The sequence below is a fragment of the Neisseria oralis genome (assembly GCF_045062685.1).
Taxonomy (GTDB): domain Bacteria; phylum Pseudomonadota; class Gammaproteobacteria; order Burkholderiales; family Neisseriaceae; genus Neisseria; species Neisseria oralis.
In genome coordinates, this window is sequence record NZ_JBJGEB010000003.1 from 36,752 (window position 1) to 57,452 (window position 20,701).

Below are 20,701 nucleotides of genomic sequence, written 5' to 3' on the forward strand. Positions count from 1 at the left end.
ACGTAGAACAGCCTGTCGATCATATCCGAAGGCTTCACTCTTTAAGCCAAAAACCAATGGAGAATCAAACCATGAGCAACAACATCCCAGCCGAACTGAAATATGTTGCCAGCCACGAATGGCTGCGCCTTGAAGACGACGGTACCGTTACTGTCGGCATTACCCACCATGCGCAAGAGTTGTTGGGCGACATCGTGTTCGTCGAGCTGCCTGAAGTCGGCGCGAACCTTGCCGCCGAAGAACAAGCCGGTGTGGTTGAGTCTGTGAAAGCCGCGTCCGACGTGTACGCGCCGATTGCAGGCGAAGTCGTTGCCGTCAACGAAGATTTGCCCAGCGCGCCGGAAACCGCCAACAGCGACCCTTACGGAGCAGGCTGGTTCTTCAAAATCAAACCTGCCAACCCTGCCGACTACGACGGCCTGCTGACCGCCGAGCAATATGCGGGCGAAGTGGATTAAAGGCCAGTGAGGCCGTCTGAAAACGCCGAAGTGTTTTCAGACGGCCTTTTGTTTTTTCCGGCCGGCAGATTTTCCGACCGCCGTTTGAATATACGTTCATAAAACACACCGCACTCATCCGATGGACATCCGCACCCTGACCGAACTTGACCGCAGCCATATCTGGCATCCGTATTCCTCCACCGCCGATCCCGCGCCGGTTTATCCGGTCGAGCGGGCCGACGGGGTAACGATTACCCTGAAAGACGGCAGGCGGCTGCTTGACGGCATGTCGTCGTGGTGGGCGGCGGTGCACGGCTACAACCATCCGCGCCTGAACCGTGCCGCCGTCCTCCAGCTTGAAAAGATGAGCCATGTCATGTTCGGCGGTTTTACCCACGATGCGGCGGCAAAGCTGACGCAGACGCTGCTGGGCATCCTGCCTTCGGGTTTGGACACGGTGTTTTACGCCGACAGCGGTTCGGTGGCGGTGGAAGTGGCGATGAAGATGGCGGTGCAGTACCAGCACGCGCTGGGCGCGCCGCGGCGCAGCAAGTTTGCCGCGCTGCGGGCGGGCTATCACGGCGACACTTGGCACGCGATGTCGGTGTGCGACCCCGTTACCGGAATGCACAGCCTGTTTGCCGAGCGTCTGCCGGTGCAGTTTTTCCTGCCGCAGCCTCCGGTGAAATTCGGCGAGCCGTGGCGCGAAGAGGTGGTTGCGCCGTTGGCGGATTTGCTGGACAAACACGGCGGAGAAATCGCCGCGCTGATTGTGGAGCCTGTCGTGCAGGGGGCGGGCGGAATGTATTTTTACGCGCCCGAATATCTGAAGCGGGCGCAGGCCTTGTGCCGCGAACACGGCGTGCTGTTGATTTTCGACGAAATCGCCACCGGTTTCGGGCGCACGGGTAAGCTGTTTGCCTGCGAACACGCAGACGTCGTGCCCGACATTATGTGTCTGGGCAAAGCCCTGACCGGCGGCTACCTCACGCTTTCCGCCGCGGTAACGCACAAAAATATCGCCGACACCGTCAGCAACGGCGCGGCGGGCTGCTTTATGCACGGGCCGACGTTCATGGCCAACCCGCTGGCCTGCGCCGTGGCCGACGAATCGGTCAGGCTGCTGCTGGAAGGCGGCTGGCGTGAAAATGTGGCGCGGATTGAGGCGCAACTGCGCGAAACCCTTGCGCCTGCGCGCGATATTGCGGCGGTGAAAGAGGTGCGCGTGCTGGGCGCCATCGGCGTGGTCGAAATGTGGGAACCCGTAAACCTGCGCCGCCTCCAGCCCAAATTCGTCGAACGCGGCGTGTGGCTGCGTCCCTTCGGCAAACTGGTGTACACCATGCCGCCGTTTATCATGCAGCCGCATGAGTTGGACAAACTTTCAGACGGCCTCATTGCCGCATTGAGGGAAGAATATGGCGGATAAACTGTTTTCAGACGGCCTCCAAACCCGTAAGCAGGGCAAAATCCTGTTTGTCGGCGGCATCGATACCGGCATCGGCAAAACCGTCGCCACCGGCTGGTTGGCGGCCAAGCTGATGCGGCAGGGCTTTTCCGTCATCACCCAGAAAATCGTACAAACCGGCTGCACGGGCATCTCCGACGACATCCTTGTCCACCGCCGCCTGCAAAACCTGCCGCTGCTGCCGGAAGACACCGACGGCACCACCTGCCCCTACCTGTTCGGCTATCCCTGCTCGCCCCATCTGGCCGCGCACATGGCGGGAGCGCGTATCGCCCCCGCCGTTATCAACCGCGCCACCGCCAAACTCGCCGAACGTTACGATTACGTCCTGCTCGAAGGCGCAGGCGGGCTGGCCGTGCCGCTGGACGACACCCTGACCACGCTCGATTTCATCCGTGCCCAAGCTTATCCCGTCGTGCTGGTTACATCGGGCAGGCTCGGTAGCATCAACCACACCCTGTTGAACCTGTCGGCCTGCCGGCAGCAGGGGATAGCCGTCGAAATGCTGATATACAACTGCTTTCCGCCGGCAGACCCGCTGATTGAACAGGAAACCGCCGAATACCTGCAACGCTACCTGCGGCAACATTTCCCGCAGACCGCGTTTGAATACATGGACGGACAAAAACCATGAATTATTGCGACTTTGCCAACAACCTGCCCGAAGACAGCGACAATCCGAACAAACAGTATCATGCGGAACAATACGGTTTCCCGATTGAAGACGACAACGGACTGTTTGAGCGGCTGGTGTTGGAAATCAATCAGGCGGGCCTGAGCTGGACCCTAATTTTGAAGAAGCGGCAGGCGTTTCAGACGGCCTATAAAGGCTTCGACATCGATACCGTCGCCGCTTTCGGCGATGCCGACCGCGAACGGCTGCTTGCCGACGCAGGCATCGTCCGCAACCGTTTGAAAATCAACGCCGCCATTTACAACGCGCAACAAATCCGGCGGATACGGCAGGAATGCGGTTCGTTCAAAAACTGGCTCGATATGCACCATCCGCGCACCAAAGAAGAATGGGTGGCGCTGTTTAAAAAACACTTCAAATTCATGGGCGGCGAAATCGTCGGCGAATTTCTGATGAGCACCGGCTACCTGCCCGGCGCGCACACCGAAGACTGCAAGGTTTATCGGGAAGTTTTGAAACGCAGGCCGAAATGGCTTGAGGCCGCTCCCGCCGACTTTATGCGGGAATGACGTTTCTGAAAAACGATGCGGGCGGCACCTGATTGGGAGAGCAAAAGAAGGGGAGATTGCACAGGCCGTTTCAGACGGCCTGCGGTGCGAATACGCTGTCGAAAGGTGCGGCGCGTGTTTTGGAAAGCCCGAACGGACTGTGAGGCCGTCTGAAAATAGGGCGGTCGGTGTCAGACAATCCGCGCCATCAATAAATCGTGCATGTTCAGCGCGCCGGTCAGGGTGCCGTCGGCTTCGGTTACCAGCAAGCCGTTGATGTGGTTGGCCTGCATGTGTTTCAGAGCCTCGGTGGCAAGTTTGTCGGCGGTGATGGTTTTCGGGGACGTGTGCATGATGTCGTCCACGGTCAGGCCGGCGAAGTTGTCGCGCTGCTGGAACAGGCGGCGCAGGTCGCCGTCGGTCAGTACGCCTTTCAGACGGCCCGCTTCGTCGGTTACCGCCAACATGCCCAGCCCTTTTTCGCTCATACGTACGATGGCTTCTTTCAGTAGCGTGCCGCTGACGACGGCGGGCAGAGCGTCGCCGCCGTGCATGATGTCGGCCACCCGCAGCAGCAGGCGTTTGCCTAGGCTGCCGGCAGGATGGCTGAGGGCGAAGTCGTCGGGCGTGAACGCGCGCGCGCGGAGCAAAACCACGGCCAGCGCGTCGCCGAGCGCCATAACGGCGGTGGTGCTGGTGGTCGGCGCCAATCCGAGCGGGCAGGCTTCTTTGGAAACGGCGGCGGTGATGTGGATGTCGGCATGGCGTGCCAAGGTGGATGCGGGGCGTGCCGTGATGCCGATTAAAGTAACATTTTTGCGTTTGAGTGCGGGCATGATGGCCGTAATTTCGTCGCTTTCTCCGGAATTGGAAATCGCCACCACCACGTCGTTGTCCACAATCATGCCCAAATCACCGTGTGCGGCTTCGGCGGGATGGACGAAAAACGCGGGTGTGCCGGTGGATGCCATCGTCGCTGCGATTTTCCGGCCGACGTGTCCGGACTTGCCCATGCCGGTAATGACCACGCGGCCTTTGCAGTGCAACAGGGCGTCGGCGGCGCGGACGAAACCGCCGTCCAGCGCATCGGCGATTTCGTTCAGGCCGAGTGCTTCGGTGCGCAATACCCGACGCGCCCAATCCAGATACTGTTCGGTGTTTCCCATCATGTTTTCTGCCTTTCAAATAAGAATTTATACTATCCAAACGCTGCAAATAGGGGTAGTATGAAAACTTCCCACAACCTGTTCAAATAAAGGAATCAGAGATGACTATTTTATCGGACGTTAAAGCATTAGGCCAACAAATCTGGTTGGACAACCTTTCCCGCTCGCTGGTACAGAGCGGTGAGTTGGCGGAGATGTTGAAACAAGGCGTTTGCGGCGTAACCTCGAATCCTGCGATTTTCCAAAAGGCATTCGCGGGCGACCCGCTCTACGCAGATGAAGTGGCAGCCTTGAAGCAGAAAAACCTGACCCCGAAACAGCGTTACGAAACAATGGCGATTGCCGACGTACAGGCGGCCTGCGACGTGTGTCTGCCCGAACACGAATCCACCGGCGGAAAAACCGGTTTCGTCAGCCTCGAAGTCGCCCCCGAACTGTCGCAAAACGCGGCCGGTACCGTTGAAGAAGCCAAACGCCTGCGCGCCGCCATCAACCGCAAAAACGTTATGATTAAAGTGCCGACCACCGATGCGGGCGTGGAAGCGCTGGAAGCGCTGGTGGCCGAAGGCATCAGCATCAACCTGACCCTGCTGTTCTCCCGCGCACAAACCCTGAAAGCCTACGCCGCCTATACCCGCGGCATCGCCAAACGTGTGGCGGCAGGCCTGCCGGTCGACCAAATCCACGTTGTGGCCAGCTTCTTCATCTCGCGCGTAGACAGTGCGTTGGACGCCACATTGCCCGACCACCTGAAAGGCAAAATCGCCATCGCTTTGGCCAAAGCCGCCTATCAGGATTGGGAAGAATACTTCAGCGGCGCGGAATTTGCCCCGCTCGCAGCCAAAGGAGCCAACCGCGTACAACTTCTGTGGGCTTCGACCGGCGTGAAAAATCCGGCCTATCCGGATACCCTGTATGTCGACAGCCTGATTGGAGCGAACACCGTCGATACCGTTCCCGACGCCACCCTGAAAGCCTTTATCGATCACGGTACGGCCAAGGCCACTTTGGGCGAAGGAGCGGCCGAAGCCAAAGCGCAGCTTGCCGAAGCCGAAAAACTGGGCGTGGACTTGGAAGCCCTTGCCACCCGCCTGCAGGAAGACGGTTTGAAACAGTTTGAGGAAGCATTTGCCAAACTGCTGGTTCCTTTGGCTTGATTTTAAGGCTTGAAATGAGCGATAAGGCCGTCTGAAAAATGTTCAGACGGCCTTTTTTGACAGGCGGCTTTATCGGGAATCGGTTAGAATGGGGCCGACTGCCGAAAAATTCCCGATTGTTTTCAGACGGCCTTCGTGCGAACGGCAGGCCGATTGTTTTATTTTGAAAGAGATTTATGAGCCAACAATACGTCTATTCCATGCTGCGCGTGAGCAAGGTTGTGCCGCCGCAGAAAACCATCATTAAAGATATTTCCCTTTCCTTCTTCCCCGGCGCGAAAATCGGCTTGCTCGGTTTGAACGGCGCGGGCAAGTCCACCGTGCTGCGGATTATGGCGGGTGTGGATAAGGAATTTGAGGGCGAAGCCGTGCCGATGGGCGGCATCAAAATTGGCTATCTGCCGCAAGAGCCGGAGCTTGATCCTGAGAAAACCGTGCGCGAGGAAGTGGAAAGCGGTTTGGGCGAAGTGGCTGCGGCGCAGAAACGTTTGGAAGAAGTGTATGCCGAGTACGCCAATCCCGATGCGGATTTTGACGCGCTGGCGGAAGAGCAAGGCCGCTTGGAAGCGATTATTGCGGCAGGTTCGTCCACCGGCGGCGGCGCGGAACATGAATTGGAAATCGCCGCCGACGCGCTGCGTCTGCCGGAATGGGACGCCAAAATCGGCAATCTGTCCGGCGGTGAAAAACGCCGCGTCGCTTTGTGCAAACTCTTGTTGAGCAAGCCCGACATGCTGCTGCTGGACGAGCCGACCAACCACTTGGACGCGGAATCGGTGGAATGGCTGGAGCAATTCTTGGTGCGTTTCCCCGGTACAGTCGTCGCGGTAACGCACGACCGTTATTTCCTCGACAACGCCGCCGAATGGATTTTGGAACTCGACCGCGGACACGGTATTCCGTGGAAAGGCAATTACTCGTCTTGGCTGGAGCAGAAAGAAAAACGCTTGGAAAACGAGGCGAAATCCGAAGCCGCGCGTGTGAAAGCGATGAAGCAGGAATTGGAATGGGTGCGCCAGAATGCCAAAGGCCGCCAAGCCAAGTCCAAAGCGCGTTTGGCGCGTTTTGAGGAAATGAGCAACTACGAATACCAAAAACGCAATGAAACGCAGGAAATCTTCATTCCCGTCGCCGAGCGTTTGGGTAACGAAGTGATTGAATTTGTGAATGTTTCCAAATCGTTCGGCGATAAAGTGCTGATTGACGATTTGAGCTTTAAAGTGCCTGCGGGCGCGATTGTCGGCATCATCGGCCCGAATGGCGCGGGTAAATCGACGCTGTTCAAAATGATTGCGGGCAAAGAGCAGCCCGATTCCGGCGAAGTGAAAATCGGGCAAACCGTGAAAATGAGCCTGATTGACCAAAGCCGCGAAGGTTTGCAAAACGACAAAACCGTGTTCGACAACATCGCCGAAGGCCGCGACATTTTGCAGGTCGGACAGTTTGAAATTCCCGCCCGCCAATATTTGGGACGCTTCAACTTCAAAGGCAGCGACCAAAGCAAAATCGCGGGGCAGCTCTCCGGCGGCGAACGCGGACGTTTGCACTTGGCCAAAACCTTGTTGAGCGGCGGCAATGTGTTGCTGCTGGACGAACCGTCCAACGACCTTGACGTGGAAACCCTGCGTGCGCTGGAAGACGCATTGCTGGAATTTGCCGGCAGCGTGATGGTGATTTCGCACGACCGCTGGTTTCTCGACCGCATCGCCACGCATATTCTGGCGTGCGAAGGCGATTCGAAATGGGTGTTCTTCGACGGCAACTATCAGGAATACGAAGCCGACAAGAAACGTCGTTTGGGCGAAGAGGGTGCGAAACCGAAACGGATTAAATATAAACCAGTAACGCGTTGATTCTTTCTTTAGTGATGAGGCCGTCTGAAAATGTTAGAAAAGCTTTTCAGACGGCTTCTTTATTTGTCTGGAGCGGTACAAAAACAACAACGTATAAAAAGGTTATTCGCCGCATTGTCTTGTCAAATAAGCGCTTATTTAAAAGAAATTCTCTTTTGGGAGTTACTTACTATAAAATAGGATAGAAAAATTTGTGAAAATATTTCTTTGTTTTTTAATTTAATGTAAAATACGCCTGAGCTTTCAAAATGTGTTTGTAGTGAGACACAGATAAATTTGAGGCTCGTTAAGTGTTAATTTTTTCATCTGTAGTAAATTCCTTCGCTGTTTATTCCCTTGTTTACATTGATATATGTAAAACAATGAGGCCGTCTGAATGAAACTTGCATTCAGACGGCTTTTTTTATCTGTATTAGTTAATTGTAATTATTTGAAAAGAATAATTTAAAATTTGTTCGAGTAAAATCAGAACAGTTTTTGCGAATCCAGCAGCAGCGTAACCGGCCCGTCGTTGCACAGGTTTATCTGCATATGGGTTTGGAAGCGTCCTGTTTCGACGTGCAGCCCGTGGGCGCGCAGCAGGTCGGCAACCAGACGGTAGAGTTCGTCGGCCTGTGCGGCTGGCGCGGCATCTGAGAAGGACGGGCGGCGGCCGTTGCGTGCATCGGCGTAAAGTGTGAATTGGGAAACAAGCAGAACTGTTCCGCCGGTATCTTTCAGCGAAAGATTGAGTTTGCCTGTTTCGTCTTCAAAAATCCGCAGATTGGCCGTTTTATCAGCAATATATTTGGCATCGGTTTCCGTGTCCCGATGGGTAACGCCGAGCAGGACGACAAAACCGCTGTCGATTCTGCCGCAGGTTTCACGGCTGTCGGCACTGATAACGTCCACTTCGGCATGGGTAACTTTTTGGATGACGGCACGCATATTGTTCCTAATCGGTTTGTAGAAAAGGCCGTCTGAAAACCGGTTCGGAAGACGGGTTTCAGACGGCCTCAATCATACATAAGTCGGTATTATGTTTTTGGGGAACTTTGTCTGACGGCTTATTGGGCAGGTTTGATATCTGCTTTCTGCATCAGAGCGCCGATGGCGGCGTCGATACGGGATGCCTGCAATTCGCTGCCGATTTCGTTCTTCATCTCTTCGTATGACGGAACTTTAATATCGCGTCGGTCGTTTATGTAGAACACGCTGTAAACATTGCCGTTTGGCAGCGGTGCAGAGGTAAAGCCGCCTTTTTTCAGGTCTTTGATGGCAGCATACAGCGGCGGGGCGGACTGTTCCAAATCTTTCAGCGGTACATAACCGCGTGCGATGCCGCCGGCTTTTTTGGCTTGTTCGTCAACGGAGTATTGTTTCAACACATTGGCGAAACTTTTTTTCGCTTCTAAGTCTTTAATGGCTTTTTGCGCATCTTCGTTGCTGCGGGCGGCAATTTGTCCCAGCTGTACTTCCTGAGTGCCTTTGTAAAATTTGCTGAAGTCGTTGTAGGCGGTTTTGATGTCTTTTTCCTGTACAGGGTTCTGTTTGGCAATGTGCATGGCAAATGCCTGTCCTAACAGGTCTTTTTCAAATACAGCCCATTCGGTTTTAAAGGTGGGCTTTTTATCCGCACCTTGTTTGGTTGCGGCAGCACGGGATTGCTCCGCTGCCTTTTTAAATTCCGCGCTCTGATCCAGTTTCAGGCGTTTGGCCTCTTGCGAGACAACGGTGGCGATAATCTGCCGTTCGGTCAGGCTTTTGCGTAGGGCGGGACTATCCTGAACCTGTTTGTTCTGACTGCGGATGACTTTGACCTGATCATCGATGGTGCTGCTGTCGATGGCGGTACCGTTTACCGTTACCAAGGTTTTTGCCGACAGGGTGCCCGATAAGGCTGCCAGTACCAAGGCGGAAATAATATGGCTCTTTTTCATCATTTTCTCTCTGCTTCCAATTCAGTTGAAATATTCTTCGGGGGTAAGTGCCTTAATGCTCAAAGCGTGAATAAGGCCGTCTGAAAATAAATCCTGCAACAAGCCTTTGACGGTACGCTGGCGTTCAAGGCGCGGAGTGTCCCGAAACAAGGTGCTGACGACCAAAATGCTGTAATGGCCGCCGCCGCGATTGCCAGCGTGTCCGACATGCAGGTGGCTGTCGTCCTGAAATTCGAAAATTCGGGGTTCAAGCGTTTTCAGACGGCTTGCGATAGACTGCTTCATATCCATTATTTGAACACGGCTTTGAAAGGTTTAATCAATACTTCTTCGTAAACGCCCGCATCGACATACGGGTCTTGTTCCGCCCATTGCTGCGCGGCATCCAATGATTCGAACTGTGCGATTATCAGGCTGCCCGATACGCGTTCGGGATTGTCAGGCAGGGGATTCGGACCTGCGGTCAGCAGGCGGCCTTCTGCTTTCAGAGCTTCCAAGCGTTTCAGATGGGCAGGCCGTGCTGCCATTCGTGCTTCATGTACATCATCGGCATCGGTTGCCAGCAACATATAATATTCCATCAATTATTCTCCCGTGGTAAATAGCGGCTCAAGTATAAGCCCTGTCCGATGACAAAAACAATCATCAGAGCGGTTGAACCGAACAGTTTGTAGCTTACCCACTGTGCTTCGGTAAAGTTTTTAAACACGATAATATTGGCAATACCCATAAACAGCAAATAACCTATCCATGCAAAAGTCAGTTTGCGCCAAACAAGGTCGGGGAGTTCGAGTTCTTTACCCATCAAGGATTTCAGGCTGTTTTTCCCCATAATTTGTCCGACAGCCAGCGCCAGTGCGCCAAACCAAAACAGGGCAGTCGGCTTCCACATGATGAAACGCTGGTCTTTCAATAAAATGGTCGCGCCGCCCAAGACAACAATCAGAATCAGGCTGACCCACTGCATTGTTTCAAGTTTTTTGTTTTTGATATAGGTGAAAACTGCTTGAACGACACCCGTCGCCAAAGCTACGGCTGTTGCCCAAATAATGTTTTTTGTAACGGTATAAGTGATGAAAAAAAGGATGACGGCCAGTAAGTCGCTGAGAATTTTCATAGGGAGGAGGAAACAAATCACGTAAAGGGCAATCATACAGGTTGCGGCGTATTTTTGCATCTGTTCGCAAGGGCGGATAATCAGTAAAATAGCCGTGTTTGTGCAAAAGAAACGAATAGTGGCTATAAAGCCGCATATTTACGGCTTCTTTTTAACTTAATTTAGCAGATTGCTTGGCAAAAATAGGTTTTAGACTATATCATGACGGAATATATAGTTAATTGCGTGGTATCGCACAGCAGGACTGTAATTCAAACAGGGGATAAATCTTGAAAAACCATCATAAAATGAAATTGATTGCTGCTTCCGTAGCGTTGATGACGTCTTTCAGCGCAGTTGCGGGGCTGGGCGGACTGAATGTCCAGTCAAATCTCGGTGAGCCTTTTTCGGGCAGTATTACCGTTACCGGTGATGAGGCCAAAGCGCTGTTGAATGGCGGAAAAGCTACGGTTTCCAACGGAAACTTGCGTACCAGCGTGCGCAAATCGGGCGATAAAGCAATCATAAGCATCCGTTCTTCCCAGCCTATCCAAGACCCCGTACTGATTTTTCAAGTAGGTGCAGGCTCTCAATCGCGTGAATATACGGCTATTATCGATCCGGCTGATTATGCATCAAAGCCGGATGGTTCCTCCCGTGCGCGTATCAACAACAATAATCAGACAACCAAAGTTGAACCAGCCTCTGCCCCGAAATCCCAAAATGTTGATCGTGAAGCCGCGCGCGAACGTATCAGCCGTATCGTCAATTCTGAAGAAGCGGAGTATCAGGAGCCTGTTCAGGCAACTAAACCTAAAATTACCGGCAGACAGACACAAATAGCCAACGAAAAAGAATATTCCAATATAAGCTATGGTAAGCGCCATTTGGTACTTAACGGAGAGACATTGCTCGGTATTTCTGCCCGTATTCGTCCACAAGGTATGAGTGTGGCCGAAACCATGCGTGCCTTGGTCAATGCGAACCCGACTGTATTTATTGAAAATAATGCCGACAGAATGTTGGCAGGGAAAGTATTGAATATTCCCGCACGTGATGAAATGAAGCGTTTGGCGGCTCAGCCCCCTGCTGTAAAAGTGCCTGCTGAAAATGCAGCCCAAGCTTTGGATCAGGCTCAGCAAAATGCCCAAAAACCTCAGCAGGTAGAGCAACCCACTGTCGTGGCGCCTTCCGGAGCTAAACCTGCTTCTGACGCCCAAGCAAAAGATAAAAATATACAGGAAACAGTTCCTGAAACCGTTAAGCCGATTGAGAATGAAGTTAGAGCGGCATCAGAGGCTGTGGTAAGCCCTGCTTCCGATGTAGGTGCTGGAGCAGCAAGTGCGGCCGAACGGTTACCTAAACAGACTGTAGAGCAACAAGAACAAGTAAGGCCGTCTGAAAAAAATATTCCTTCTGAAGAAGGTGGATTGTGGCGTTGGTTGCTGATTGGTGGAGCGTCACTTGTAGTGTTGTTGCTGTTGGCAAAACTGCTTGCCGGGCGTAAAACCGGAGAGCAGAAAATTGTAGTTCCGGTTGCTAAGCAGCATTCTGATGAGGATGAAGAAGACGAAGAAGGTTTTTCTTTCAGCAATGTTAACTCTTCTTTGGAAGAGCAAAAATTTGCTGCTGAAACTAAGAGTACAGAAGAAGCTGAAGAAATAGAATCTCCTAAAACGAAGCCTGAGGTTCATGTTGGTTTTGATGAAAAAGGTACATCGAAAGAGCCGTCTACTGAAGAAGGTTTAGCGATTGAGGATGATTTTGATGATGATATTTTCTTTACTCAGGCAACCGAAGAAAATGTTGCAGATAAAGATGATGTCAAAGTAGATTGGAATTCAGTTGAGGCGGTTCAATCCGGTATCGTTTCCAGTGCGGTAACAACTGATGAGGAAACGGAAAAACGCCGTAATGCGGATTGGGATACGATTGAATCAACCGAAAGTGTTTACGAACCGGATACTGAACCTTCGTTTTTATCTTCAAACCAATCATCTGTAATTAAACAGGAAAGTCATTCTTCAGTGACTGATTCCGTTAAGGAAGAAGTAGAAGTTAAAGAAGACGAGGTATTAGATTTCTTTGCGGTTGATGAGGCGGAAGAGAATAAAGAGGAGCATTTACCTCTTTCTCAAGAAATTCATCAAGAGCGAGAGAAAGATCTTGATAATATAAATGAGGATAAAGAGTCTGCTTCTAGTGAGCCGTTGGACTTTGAAATACCTTCCCCTGAGGAAGATAAAGAAAGTAATAAGGCGATTGAGGAACCGTCTCTTGAAACTGAAGAAATTACTTTCGAAGAAAAGCATGATTCTGATTCTTCTGAGGTGTTTGCTGTTAGGCAAGATCGAGGCTTGTCATTCCAGGATAGTACCGATTTTGATGAACAGCCGTTACAAATTGATGAGACTGATGGAAATGTAGACTGGGAAGATATTGCTGTTGAAGATGTAGATGGCGCATCAAATGAAAACAGCAGTTTCATTTCCGAATCAGTAGGTATGACGGCGCCGTTTGAAGCGAAATATGAATTGGCTAAAATGTATGTTGAAATAGGCGATCCAGCTGCGGCTCGTGAAACATTGCAAGAATTGCTTGAAGAATCGCAAGGCGCTATTTTAGATAAAGCCAAAGAGATGTTGAAAGAATTGGATTCTTAAATATTATTGGGTTGGATGAAGATGCCGTTTCAGACGGCATCTTTTTCTTTTAGCTGAAATTCCTTTTTATCAGGTTGATTATGGTCTGTGGTCCGTCCGAGGCAGTACAATGAACTTTCCACAATATATCAATGATTATAGTATGGCAAACTCCGTATCGAATTTACAGCTTATAAAGCAAAGATGGATTTTGGTTTTATCTTATGATGGTAGTCGATTTTTCGGGTGGCAGAAGCAAGCCGAAGGTATTCCTACTGTACAAGCAGAATTAGAATCAGCAATCAGTAAAATTGCAGGAGAAAATATTTCTGTTACTGTGGCGGGGAGAACTGATACCGGTGTACACGCGGTTGCTCAAGTAGTTCATTTTGATACCGGGGTATTTCGACCGCCGCAAGCATGGGTGCGTGGTGTGAATGCATATCTTCCTGACGGAGTAGCGGTATTGTGTGCGCAAACGACACAACCGCATTTTCATGCGAGGTTTGATGCATTTGGGCGTCGTTACCGTTATCTTTTGCAATCTGCCCCTGTTCGTTCTCCTTTAATGAAGGGTAGGGCGGGATGGACGCATTTGCCACTTAATCTGGAAAGAATGCGGCAGGCAGCAGCATTATTGGTTGGAGAACATGATTTTTCTAGTTTTCGTGCTGCCGAATGCCAGGCGAAATCTCCAGTTAAAACCATATATAGTACAGAGGTTGGTGGGGGGGCTGAATGGCTGTATTTTGATATACATGGCAATGCCTTTTTGCATCATATGGTGCGTAATATAATGGGAGCTTTGGTTTATGTCGGATGTGGAAGATTGGATGTGGGGCAATTTGCTGATTTAATAAAAGAAAGGAGTCGCCTGAAAGCGCCTCCGACTTTTATGTCTGATGGTTTGTATCTGACAGGAGTGGATTATCCGCGGGAGTTTGGTATTCCAAAAATTCAGTTGCCTTATTGGATGAGGAACATCGGATAGTATAACCATAAAGGGTTCAGATGTGCTACTTTAAAAAGGAAAAATTTGGCTTGGTTGAGGTGAAGCATTGATATACGCAAATACTGTGTTCTTCATGGTAGTGTGGCAAATATGTGATATATCTAAAATGTGTTGTAAAATCGCAATTTAATAAATTAACATTATAACTTATTGATTCTAATATTTTTTTAAATAAAATAATTTATTTATCATTACTTTGAGAGAAAAGGTAAAGTAGCAAACATTCAATAAAGTTTGTTTTTTTGCCGCCAACCAATTATATTGAACACATGAAATCGCTGCTTGTACTAAGCAGGGGTTGCAAACAACAAAACGGCCTCCCTCCGTTTGTGTTATTTCTTAACGATAGAAAAGGAATACAGCAATGAAAAAATCTCTGATTGCTCTGTCTTTAGCCACCCTGCCGGTTGCTGCAATGGCTGATGTAACTCTGTACGGCCAAATCAAAGCTGGTGTGGAAGTTGCCCAAACTAAAGTGAAAAGTAATGGTGCTGAGACTAAATCCCATACTACTACTAAAATCTCTGATTTTGGTTCGCGCATTGGTTTTAAAGGTCACGAACACTTGGGTAGTGATCTGAATGCCATTTGGCAGGTTGAGCAGAAAACTTCCGTAGCTGGTACTGATAGTGGCTGGGCCACCCGTGAATCTTTCGTTGGTTTGGAAGGTGGTTTTGGTAAAGTACGTGCCGGTAAACTGAATACCCAACTGAAAGACATGGATAAAATTGATCCGTGGGAATACAAAAACCCTGCATTAGGTTTGGGAGTATTTACCCGTACTGGTGAGCGTGTAGTGTCTGCTCGTTATGATTCCCCAGTATTTGCAGGTTTTAGCGCGAACGTTCAATTTACTCCTCGTGATAACCAAGCCGAGACTGGTCGTAACACAGACTATAGTGATACCTCTGCTTACTACGCTGGTTTGAACTATGAAAATTCAGGTTTCTTCGCTCAATATGGTGGAGCATTTAAGAAATCTGCCTACGTTGGTGACAATAACAAAGGCAAAACTGGTCATGCCCATCAAGTTCAAGCGGGCTATGATGCAAACAATATCTTTGCAGCATTAGGTTACCAATATACTAACGGTTGGGATACCGTCGGTACTTACCGCGCCGCTTTGGCAGGCTTGGATAAAGATGCTGATAAAGATGCTTATGATGCTTTGGTTCGTGATACTAGACGTATCAAAACTCATGAGTTGGCTGTAACTGGTGCTTACCGCTTTGGTAATGTGACTCCTCGTGTTTCTTATGCACACGGTTTCAAAGCTAAAGGTAAAAACCTGAATGCTGATGATAAAAAAGCAACTGAGTACAACCAAGTTGTAGTAGGTGCTGATTACGACTTCTCCAAACGTACTACTGCCATGGTTTCTGCTGGTTGGTTGCGTGCAGGTAAACGCGATAATAAAGTGGAAAACACTGCCGGTTTGGTTGGTCTGCGTCACAAATTCTAATCTGAAAAGATTAGCTGGGAAGGAGAACCTGTTTCGACAGGTTCTCTTTTTATTTGTAATTCTCAAAAAATTCTTACCGTTTTCGGTAATGATTCCAATCCGGATGGGATACAGGTATTTGCTGATTTTAATATAGAATCGGCAAATGCCTGTTTTTCCTTTATAATGCGGATTCTCAAAGATTTTCCGGTTCCTTGTCCTAATGATGAAGCCTGTTCGTATCTACCATCGCTGGTGGCGTTACAAGTCTTATCTTCCTGACGCGACGCTACCCGCCCATACGGTGGAATGTCCCGATTGCGGTTGCCGTATGGATATTCCGACGCTGCGACAGGGACAGGAAGCGCATTGTCCTGTGTGTAATCATGAAGTGGTGGAGGTGGAAAACAATCCGTATATCGTGCCCCTCGCGTATGCTCTGACTTCGCTGATTCTAATGGCTTTTGCGTACAGTATGGTTTATGTGCGCGTGGATTTGTTTGGCGTAACGTCGATTTTGTCGCTGCCTCAGATGATGCGTCTGTTGATTTCACTAGATTACGGTTTTTTGGCGGAGGTGATGTTTGTCCTGACTTTCGGTGCTCCTTTGCTGTTTTTACTGTTGTGTTTGTATGTCTATACCGCTCTAGTGCGGGAAAGGGCATATCCTGCGCTGCGTTTTGCAACGCGTATTTTGGTGCGGCTGCGCCACTGGATTATGGTGGACGTGTTTTTCATTTCCACTTTGGTGGCGTATATCAAGCTTTCTTCCGTGGCGGTGGTGGAGTTCGGCTCGGCGTTTTATCTGATGTTTCCGTTGTCAGTCATGCTGATTCGGACATCGGTCTCGATTCCGCAGCATTGGGTTTATTATAAAATCCACAGGCTGACGGGCGGTCATGCAGTTCAGACGGCCTCGGAGGACAAAATCTGTTGCAGCCGCTGCCTGTATTTCCGTGATAAGGACGAACATCCCTGTGGTGTGTGCGGTGCGGATTTGTACCGCCGCCGTCCGAAAAGCCTGAATATTTCGTTGGCTTTTCTTTTGGCGGCTCTAATTTTGTATTTTCCTGCCAATATCCTGCCGATTATGATTTCGTCCAACCCGACGGCTTTAGAGATTAATACGATTTTCAACGGTATTGTGTATATGTGGAACGACGGCGATAGGATGATTGCCGTGATTATTTTCAGTGCGAGCATTATGGTGCCGGTGTTGAAGATTATTGCAATGGCAGTTTTGATTGCTTCTGCCTATTTCAAACCGCCGATGAGTGCGGCGAAAATGTCGGTGCTGTACCGGATTACTGAATCTATCGGCCGTTGGTCGATGATTGATATTTTTGTGATTATTATTCTGATGAGTGCGTTCCATACCAATATGGCGCGTGTCGTGCCGGGCGGTGCGGCGGTTTATTTCTGTCTGGTCGTTATTCTTACTATGTTGTCTGCTTATTATTTCGACCCCCGTCTGATTTGGGACAGGCAGCAACAGCTTTCAGACGGCCTTGATTCTAGCGATACCCGAAAACAATGAAAAAACACGATTCTTCTCAAACACATCACGTTCCCGCGCGTGTCAAAAAAACCAATGTCTTCACGTCAGTCGTGTGGTTGATCCCGCTGATTGCGCTTTTGGCGGGCGGCTGGCTGCTGGTGAAAGATATCCGCAACAGAGGGCCGGTTGTTACGCTTTTGATGGACAGCGCGGAAGGTATTGAAGTTAACAATACGGTGATTAAAGTGTTGAACGTCGATGTCGGCAGGGTTACCCGCATTAAATTGCGCGACGACCAAAAAGGCGTGGAAGTAACCGCCCAGCTTAACGCCGATGCGAAAGACCTCATCCGCAGCGATACGCAATTTTGGGTGGTCAAGCCGCGTATCGACCAAAGCGGCGTAACCGGTTTGAGCACGCTCCTGTCCGGCTCGTATATCGCGTTCACGCCGGGCAAAAGCAATGAAACGAAGGATGTATTTGAAGTGCAGGATATTCCGCCGATTGCCGCCATCGGGCAAAGCGGCCTGCGTCTGAAGCTGGTCGGTCAAAACGACAAAATCCTCAACGTCAGCAGCCCGGTGCTTTATGAAAACTTTATGGTCGGGCAGGTGGAAAGCGCGCGTTTCGAGCCATCCGACCAAACCGTGCATTACACCATCTTCATCCAAAGCCCGAACGACAAACTGATTAATTCCGCCAGCCGTTTCTGGCTGGAGAGCGGCATCAATATCGAAACCACGGGCAGCGGTGTAAAACTCAATTCCGCCCCTCTACCCGCGTTGCTTTCCGGTGCGATTTCGTTTGATTCGCCGAAAACCAAAGACAGCAAAAATGTGAAAAGTGAAGACAGTTTCACGCTTTACGACAGCCGCAGCGAAGTGGCAAACCTGCCCGACGACCGTTCGTTGTATTACACCGCATTTTTCAAACAGTCCGTGCGCGGCTTGACCGCCGGTTCGCCCGTCGAATATAAAGGACTGAATGTCGGCATGGTTTCCGACGTTCCCTATTTCGACCGCAACGACAGCCTGCATATGTTTGAAAACGGCTGGATTCCCGTGCGCATCCGCATCGAGCCGTCGCGCATGGAAATCAATGCCGACGAACAAAGCAAAGAACATTGGAAACAACAATTCCAGGCAGCTTTGGGCAAAGGTTTGACCGCCACCATTTCCAGCAACAACTTGATTACCGGCAGCAAAATGGTCGAATTGACCGACCAACCCTCGTCTTCACCCAAGCTGAGACCGCACACCGTTTACGCAGGCGATACCGTCATTGCCACACGAGGCGGCGGTTTGGACGATTTGCAGGCGAAAGTGGCGGATTTGCTGGAGAAATTCAACAATCTGCCGTTGGATAAAACCGTTACAGGGTTGAACGGTTCGCTTGCCGAACTCAAATCCACCCTCAAATCTGCCAATGCCGCTTTAAGTTCCATTGACAAACTGGTCGGCAAACCGCAAACGCAAAACATCCCCAACGAGCTGAACCAAACCCTGAAAGAATTGCGTCAAACCCTGCAAGGCGTATCGCCGCAATCGCCCATCTACGGTGACGTGCAAAATACCCTGCAAAGCCTGGACAAAACCCTCAGAGACGTACAGCCCGTCATTAATACTTTGAAAGAAAAACCCAATGCGCTGATTTTTAACAGCAGCAGCAAAGACCCCATCCCGAAAGGAAGCCGATAATGCGCCTCTTCCCGATTGCCGCCGCCCTGACGCTTGCCGCCTGCGGCACTACGCAAAGCCCGCAATATTTCGTCCTGCCCGACAGCCAATACATCCGACCGGCGGCTCAAGGCAGTGAAATAGCAGTCAAAGTCAACCTTGCCGAACCGCTTGCCAGCGGCGGCCTCGTTTATCAAACCGACGAGTATCACGTGAATCTGGCGAAGAACCACCTTTGGGCGGCGCCGCTCGACGGCGCGTTGGCGGCAAACCTCAGCAACAAACTCAACCGCCTCAACCCGCACCATACTTTCGTTCCCGCCTCACGCAGCCAAAGCGGGCAAACCCTGAAAATCTATATCGAGGCTTTCCAAGGCAGCTATCAGGGGCAAACCACCGTCAGCGGCTACGCCTTATGGCCGGACGGACGCAGCAAACCGTTTGACATCACCACACCGCAACAAGGCGACGGCTATACCGCCATGCTCGAATCTTTGGAAAACGGCTTGGGCAAAGTGGCACAAGCGGTTGCTTATTGAAAATCGCAAAACCGAAAAGACGAAAGGCCGTCTGAAAAACCTTGAATCAAGGATTTCAGACGGCCTGTTTATATAGACCGTGATAAGCCGGCTAAAATATGGCGAAGCTGCCAAGGGTACGACGCGTTATGTCATTCTTGTTTTAAGCGGCCATAAAATCATTGCCATTTATGGTGTCAACCGGTAGTCAATGCGCCTTATGCGTCGTGCTGTATCTGTATACGATTTTGTCCGGCAAAGTCATGGCGATGGCGGAAATCAGAAAGCAGGTGGATGATATATTGCCACATGATTTTTGCTTTTCAGAGAGGTTGGCCGCATTGATGAACGTTTGCAGCAAATGAATAGACAAAATGCTGATGATGGACATCGACGGTTTGACTTTCAAATAATCACCATCGTCAGCAGATTGGCAATCATCACGACGCCAATCAGATTGAGTACGGCAAGCATGACGGTGTTTCATCCATAATGCCCAGATTGCTGACCAGATGCCACAGCATTTTCAGAAATTTATAGGTATAAATGGCTTGTGCGGCAATCTGGCCGAGGTAAATCGGCCGTTGCGGCCAGCGGCCGCGAAAACAATGTGGGCGAAAATGCCCATGCGCCCGTAGTTTTTGCGTTCGGTGTTCCATGATTTGAGGTGCAGAAAAACAGTGAAGCGCGGATTGTGATTCAAGAATTTTCAATCCGCAATTTTAGTAACTGAATTTAAAAAGAAAGGCCGTCTGAAAACAGGTTTGGCCGCAAAGATTTTTTCAGACGGCCTTTGTAGTTGTCATGGTGCTTAAACACGCGGACAATCGCTTTGCTTTCAAGGGATGAAAACTATGCTTGCAGATTCGTTTTTTTATTACCTGCTGTTAATCGGTTTTGCCGCAGGGCTGATGGATGCTGCGGTTGGCGGCGGAGGCCTGTTGCAGATACCCGGGTTGTTCAATCTATTACCGAACGCTACGCTCGTTGCTTCAGTGATGGGCATCAATAAATTCGCTTCCTGCTGCGGCACGCTGACCGCAACGGGGCAGTATCTGTGCAGAATCTCCATGCCGTGGAAAATGCTGCTGCCCGCCGCCGTGCTGGCGTTTGCCGCTTCCTATCTGGGCGCGAATGCCGTGGCGTATTTCCCCGTGCAATATATGAAACCGGCGATGCTGGTCATCATGATTGCCATGTGCCTTTATACTTTTCTGAAAAAAGACTTGGGGCAGGCGGTGCGCACCGAAAAACTGACGCGCCGCGAAACGTGGTGGGGCCTGTTTTTCGGCGCGTTAATCGGTTTTTACGACGGCATTTTCGGGCCGGGAACGGGCAGCCTGCTGGCTTTCGTGTTCGTCCGTTTTTACGGTTACGATTTCCTGACGGCAAACGCGGCGGGCAAAGTCATCAATTCGACCACCAACCTTGCCGCGCTGACATTTTTCATCCCGCAAGGGCATGTCGTATGGGCATGGGCGGTACCGTTGGCACTGGCGAATTTATGCGGCGGCATGGTCGGCGCGCGGTTGGTGATACGCGGCGGAACCCGTTTCCTGCGTTACGGATTCATGCTGCTGCTGTGCCTGACGATTGGAAAATTCGCTTGGGATTTATTGAGTTGATGCCGAAC

Annotated in this window: 20 protein-coding genes; 13 read left to right on the forward strand and 7 right to left on the reverse strand. The window is 50.6% G+C overall.

Annotation, left to right across the window (positions count from 1 at the left end):
- Positions 1–71: 71 nt before the first annotated feature.
- The 4 genes from gcvH (at position 72) to ACI43T_RS03605 (ending at position 3,111) form a co-directional block, all read left to right on the forward strand.
- Complete coding sequence (gcvH, locus tag ACI43T_RS03590) at positions 72–458, forward strand: glycine cleavage system protein GcvH (RefSeq protein ID WP_070774257.1); 387 nt, start codon at positions 72–74, stop codon at positions 456–458.
- Positions 459–579: 121 nt separating this feature from the next.
- Entirely contained in the window at positions 580–1,869 is a 1,290-nt protein-coding gene (gene bioA, locus ACI43T_RS03595; RefSeq protein ID WP_405385566.1) for an adenosylmethionine--8-amino-7-oxononanoate transaminase, read from the forward strand.
- Entirely contained in the window at positions 1,859–2,542 is a 684-nt protein-coding gene (gene bioD, locus ACI43T_RS03600) for a dethiobiotin synthase (protein ID WP_405385567.1), read from the forward strand. The genes bioA and bioD overlap by 11 nt, the downstream gene beginning before the upstream one ends.
- Positions 2,539–3,111, forward strand: coding sequence for a DNA-3-methyladenine glycosylase I (locus ACI43T_RS03605; RefSeq protein ID WP_405385568.1), 573 nt, complete (start codon positions 2,539–2,541; stop codon positions 3,109–3,111). The genes bioD and ACI43T_RS03605 overlap by 4 nt, the downstream gene beginning before the upstream one ends.
- A gap of 170 nt (positions 3,112–3,281) precedes the next feature.
- Here ACI43T_RS03605 and ACI43T_RS03610 read toward each other — a convergent pair whose 3' ends face one another.
- Positions 3,282–4,256 carry a KpsF/GutQ family sugar-phosphate isomerase gene (locus ACI43T_RS03610; RefSeq protein ID WP_039851238.1) on the reverse strand — a complete coding sequence of 325 codons (975 nt, stop codon included), beginning with the start codon at positions 4,254–4,256 and terminating at the stop codon, positions 3,282–3,284.
- Positions 4,257–4,357: 101 nt separating this feature from the next.
- Here ACI43T_RS03610 and tal point away from each other — a divergent pair, with 101 nt between their 5' ends.
- Both tal and ettA read left to right on the forward strand, forming a co-directional pair.
- On the forward strand, positions 4,358–5,413 hold the full coding sequence (gene tal / locus ACI43T_RS03615; RefSeq protein WP_405385569.1) for a transaldolase: 1,056 nt from the start codon (positions 4,358–4,360) through the stop codon (positions 5,411–5,413).
- A gap of 176 nt (positions 5,414–5,589) precedes the next feature.
- On the forward strand, positions 5,590–7,266 hold the full coding sequence (gene ettA, locus ACI43T_RS03620; protein WP_003756559.1) for an energy-dependent translational throttle protein EttA: 1,677 nt from the start codon (positions 5,590–5,592) through the stop codon (positions 7,264–7,266).
- 465 nt (positions 7,267–7,731) lie between these two features.
- On the opposite strand, the gene dtd is transcribed toward ettA, so the two are convergent.
- The 5 genes from dtd to ACI43T_RS03645 all read right to left on the reverse strand — a co-directional run bounded on the left by dtd (position 7,732) and on the right by ACI43T_RS03645 (position 10,302).
- Positions 7,732–8,193: a D-aminoacyl-tRNA deacylase gene (dtd, locus tag ACI43T_RS03625; protein ID WP_293276260.1), complete on the reverse strand. Its 462-nt coding sequence runs from the start codon at positions 8,191–8,193 to the stop codon at positions 7,732–7,734.
- 119 nt (positions 8,194–8,312) lie between these two features.
- Entirely contained in the window at positions 8,313–9,185 is an 873-nt protein-coding gene (locus ACI43T_RS03630) for a peptidylprolyl isomerase (RefSeq protein ID WP_297955930.1), read from the reverse strand.
- A 21-nt stretch (positions 9,186–9,206) separates the two neighbouring features.
- The gene (locus tag ACI43T_RS03635; RefSeq protein WP_009174755.1) at positions 9,207–9,476 is read right to left on the reverse strand and encodes a BolA family protein; all 270 of its coding nucleotides are present in this window, start codon (positions 9,474–9,476) and stop codon (positions 9,207–9,209) included.
- Positions 9,476–9,766: a YciI family protein gene (locus tag ACI43T_RS03640; RefSeq protein WP_308022253.1), complete on the reverse strand. Its 291-nt coding sequence runs from the start codon at positions 9,764–9,766 to the stop codon at positions 9,476–9,478. The genes ACI43T_RS03635 and ACI43T_RS03640 overlap by 1 nt, the downstream gene beginning before the upstream one ends.
- The gene (locus tag ACI43T_RS03645) at positions 9,766–10,302 is read right to left on the reverse strand and encodes a septation protein A (RefSeq protein WP_377081858.1); all 537 of its coding nucleotides are present in this window, start codon (positions 10,300–10,302) and stop codon (positions 9,766–9,768) included. The genes ACI43T_RS03640 and ACI43T_RS03645 overlap by 1 nt, the downstream gene beginning before the upstream one ends.
- Before the next feature lie 269 nt (positions 10,303–10,571).
- On the opposite strand from ACI43T_RS03645, the gene ACI43T_RS03650 reads away from it, so the two are divergent.
- The 6 genes from ACI43T_RS03650 (at position 10,572) to ACI43T_RS03675 (ending at position 19,089) form a co-directional block, all read left to right on the forward strand.
- Positions 10,572–12,944 carry a FimV/HubP family polar landmark protein gene (locus ACI43T_RS03650; RefSeq protein WP_377081854.1) on the forward strand — a complete coding sequence of 791 codons (2,373 nt, stop codon included), beginning with the start codon at positions 10,572–10,574 and terminating at the stop codon, positions 12,942–12,944.
- 142 nt (positions 12,945–13,086) lie between these two features.
- Complete coding sequence (truA, locus tag ACI43T_RS03655; protein ID WP_405385666.1) at positions 13,087–13,914, forward strand: tRNA pseudouridine(38-40) synthase TruA; 828 nt, start codon at positions 13,087–13,089, stop codon at positions 13,912–13,914.
- A 385-nt stretch (positions 13,915–14,299) separates the two neighbouring features.
- Positions 14,300–15,397, forward strand: a complete 1,098-nt coding sequence (porB, locus tag ACI43T_RS03660) for a trimeric porin PorB (protein WP_377080653.1) — start codon at positions 14,300–14,302, stop codon at positions 15,395–15,397.
- 205 nt (positions 15,398–15,602) lie between these two features.
- Positions 15,603–16,913 (forward strand): paraquat-inducible protein A, encoded by a 1,311-nt coding sequence (locus tag ACI43T_RS03665; protein ID WP_293276293.1) that lies wholly within the window; start codon positions 15,603–15,605, stop codon positions 16,911–16,913.
- The gene (gene pqiB, locus ACI43T_RS03670; protein ID WP_405385570.1) at positions 16,910–18,571 is read left to right on the forward strand and encodes an intermembrane transport protein PqiB; all 1,662 of its coding nucleotides are present in this window, start codon (positions 16,910–16,912) and stop codon (positions 18,569–18,571) included. The genes ACI43T_RS03665 and pqiB overlap by 4 nt, the downstream gene beginning before the upstream one ends.
- The gene (locus ACI43T_RS03675) at positions 18,571–19,089 is read left to right on the forward strand and encodes a PqiC family protein (protein ID WP_405385571.1); all 519 of its coding nucleotides are present in this window, start codon (positions 18,571–18,573) and stop codon (positions 19,087–19,089) included. Before pqiB ends, ACI43T_RS03675 begins: the two co-directional genes overlap by 1 nt.
- A gap of 187 nt (positions 19,090–19,276) precedes the next feature.
- On the opposite strand, the gene ACI43T_RS03680 is transcribed toward ACI43T_RS03675, so the two are convergent.
- Positions 19,277–19,555: a hypothetical protein gene (locus ACI43T_RS03680; protein WP_405385572.1), complete on the reverse strand. Its 279-nt coding sequence runs from the start codon at positions 19,553–19,555 to the stop codon at positions 19,277–19,279.
- Between the two features lie 367 nt (positions 19,556–19,922).
- Between ACI43T_RS03680 and ACI43T_RS03685 the strand changes: the two genes are divergently transcribed.
- Positions 19,923–20,693: a sulfite exporter TauE/SafE family protein gene (locus tag ACI43T_RS03685; RefSeq protein WP_405385573.1), complete on the forward strand. Its 771-nt coding sequence runs from the start codon at positions 19,923–19,925 to the stop codon at positions 20,691–20,693.
- Positions 20,694–20,701: the final 8 nt, after the last annotated feature.

What these genes read in the sequence shown, in the direction of transcription:
- gcvH (WP_070774257.1), top strand. Translation starts at nt 72, where the DNA reads ATGAGCAACAACATCCCAGCCGAACTGAAATATGTTGCCAGCCACGAA.
- bioA (WP_405385566.1), top strand. Translation starts at nt 580, where the DNA reads ATGGACATCCGCACCCTGACCGAACTTGACCGCAGCCATATCTGGCAT.
- bioD (WP_405385567.1), top strand. Translation starts at nt 1,859, where the DNA reads ATGGCGGATAAACTGTTTTCAGACGGCCTCCAAACCCGTAAGCAGGGC.
- ACI43T_RS03605 (WP_405385568.1), top strand. Translation starts at nt 2,539, where the DNA reads ATGAATTATTGCGACTTTGCCAACAACCTGCCCGAAGACAGCGACAAT.
- ACI43T_RS03610 (WP_039851238.1), bottom strand. Translation starts at nt 4,256, where the DNA reads ATGGGAAACACCGAACAGTATCTGGATTGGGCGCGTCGGGTATTGCGC.
- tal (WP_405385569.1), top strand. Translation starts at nt 4,358, where the DNA reads ATGACTATTTTATCGGACGTTAAAGCATTAGGCCAACAAATCTGGTTG.
- ettA (WP_003756559.1), top strand. Translation starts at nt 5,590, where the DNA reads ATGAGCCAACAATACGTCTATTCCATGCTGCGCGTGAGCAAGGTTGTG.
- dtd (WP_293276260.1), bottom strand. Translation starts at nt 8,193, where the DNA reads ATGCGTGCCGTCATCCAAAAAGTTACCCATGCCGAAGTGGACGTTATC.
- ACI43T_RS03630 (WP_297955930.1), bottom strand. Translation starts at nt 9,185, where the DNA reads ATGAAAAAGAGCCATATTATTTCCGCCTTGGTACTGGCAGCCTTATCG.
- ACI43T_RS03635 (WP_009174755.1), bottom strand. Translation starts at nt 9,476, where the DNA reads ATGGATATGAAGCAGTCTATCGCAAGCCGTCTGAAAACGCTTGAACCC.
- ACI43T_RS03640 (WP_308022253.1), bottom strand. Translation starts at nt 9,766, where the DNA reads ATGGAATATTATATGTTGCTGGCAACCGATGCCGATGATGTACATGAA.
- ACI43T_RS03645 (WP_377081858.1), bottom strand. Translation starts at nt 10,302, where the DNA reads ATGAAAATTCTCAGCGACTTACTGGCCGTCATCCTTTTTTTCATCACT.
- truA (WP_405385666.1), top strand. Translation starts at nt 13,087, where the DNA reads ATGGCAAACTCCGTATCGAATTTACAGCTTATAAAGCAAAGATGGATT.
- porB (WP_377080653.1), top strand. Translation starts at nt 14,300, where the DNA reads ATGAAAAAATCTCTGATTGCTCTGTCTTTAGCCACCCTGCCGGTTGCT.
- ACI43T_RS03665 (WP_293276293.1), top strand. Translation starts at nt 15,603, where the DNA reads ATGAAGCCTGTTCGTATCTACCATCGCTGGTGGCGTTACAAGTCTTAT.
- pqiB (WP_405385570.1), top strand. Translation starts at nt 16,910, where the DNA reads ATGAAAAAACACGATTCTTCTCAAACACATCACGTTCCCGCGCGTGTC.
- ACI43T_RS03675 (WP_405385571.1), top strand. Translation starts at nt 18,571, where the DNA reads ATGCGCCTCTTCCCGATTGCCGCCGCCCTGACGCTTGCCGCCTGCGGC.
- ACI43T_RS03680 (WP_405385572.1), bottom strand. Translation starts at nt 19,555, where the DNA reads ATGAAACACCGTCATGCTTGCCGTACTCAATCTGATTGGCGTCGTGAT.
- ACI43T_RS03685 (WP_405385573.1), top strand. Translation starts at nt 19,923, where the DNA reads ATGCTTGCAGATTCGTTTTTTTATTACCTGCTGTTAATCGGTTTTGCC.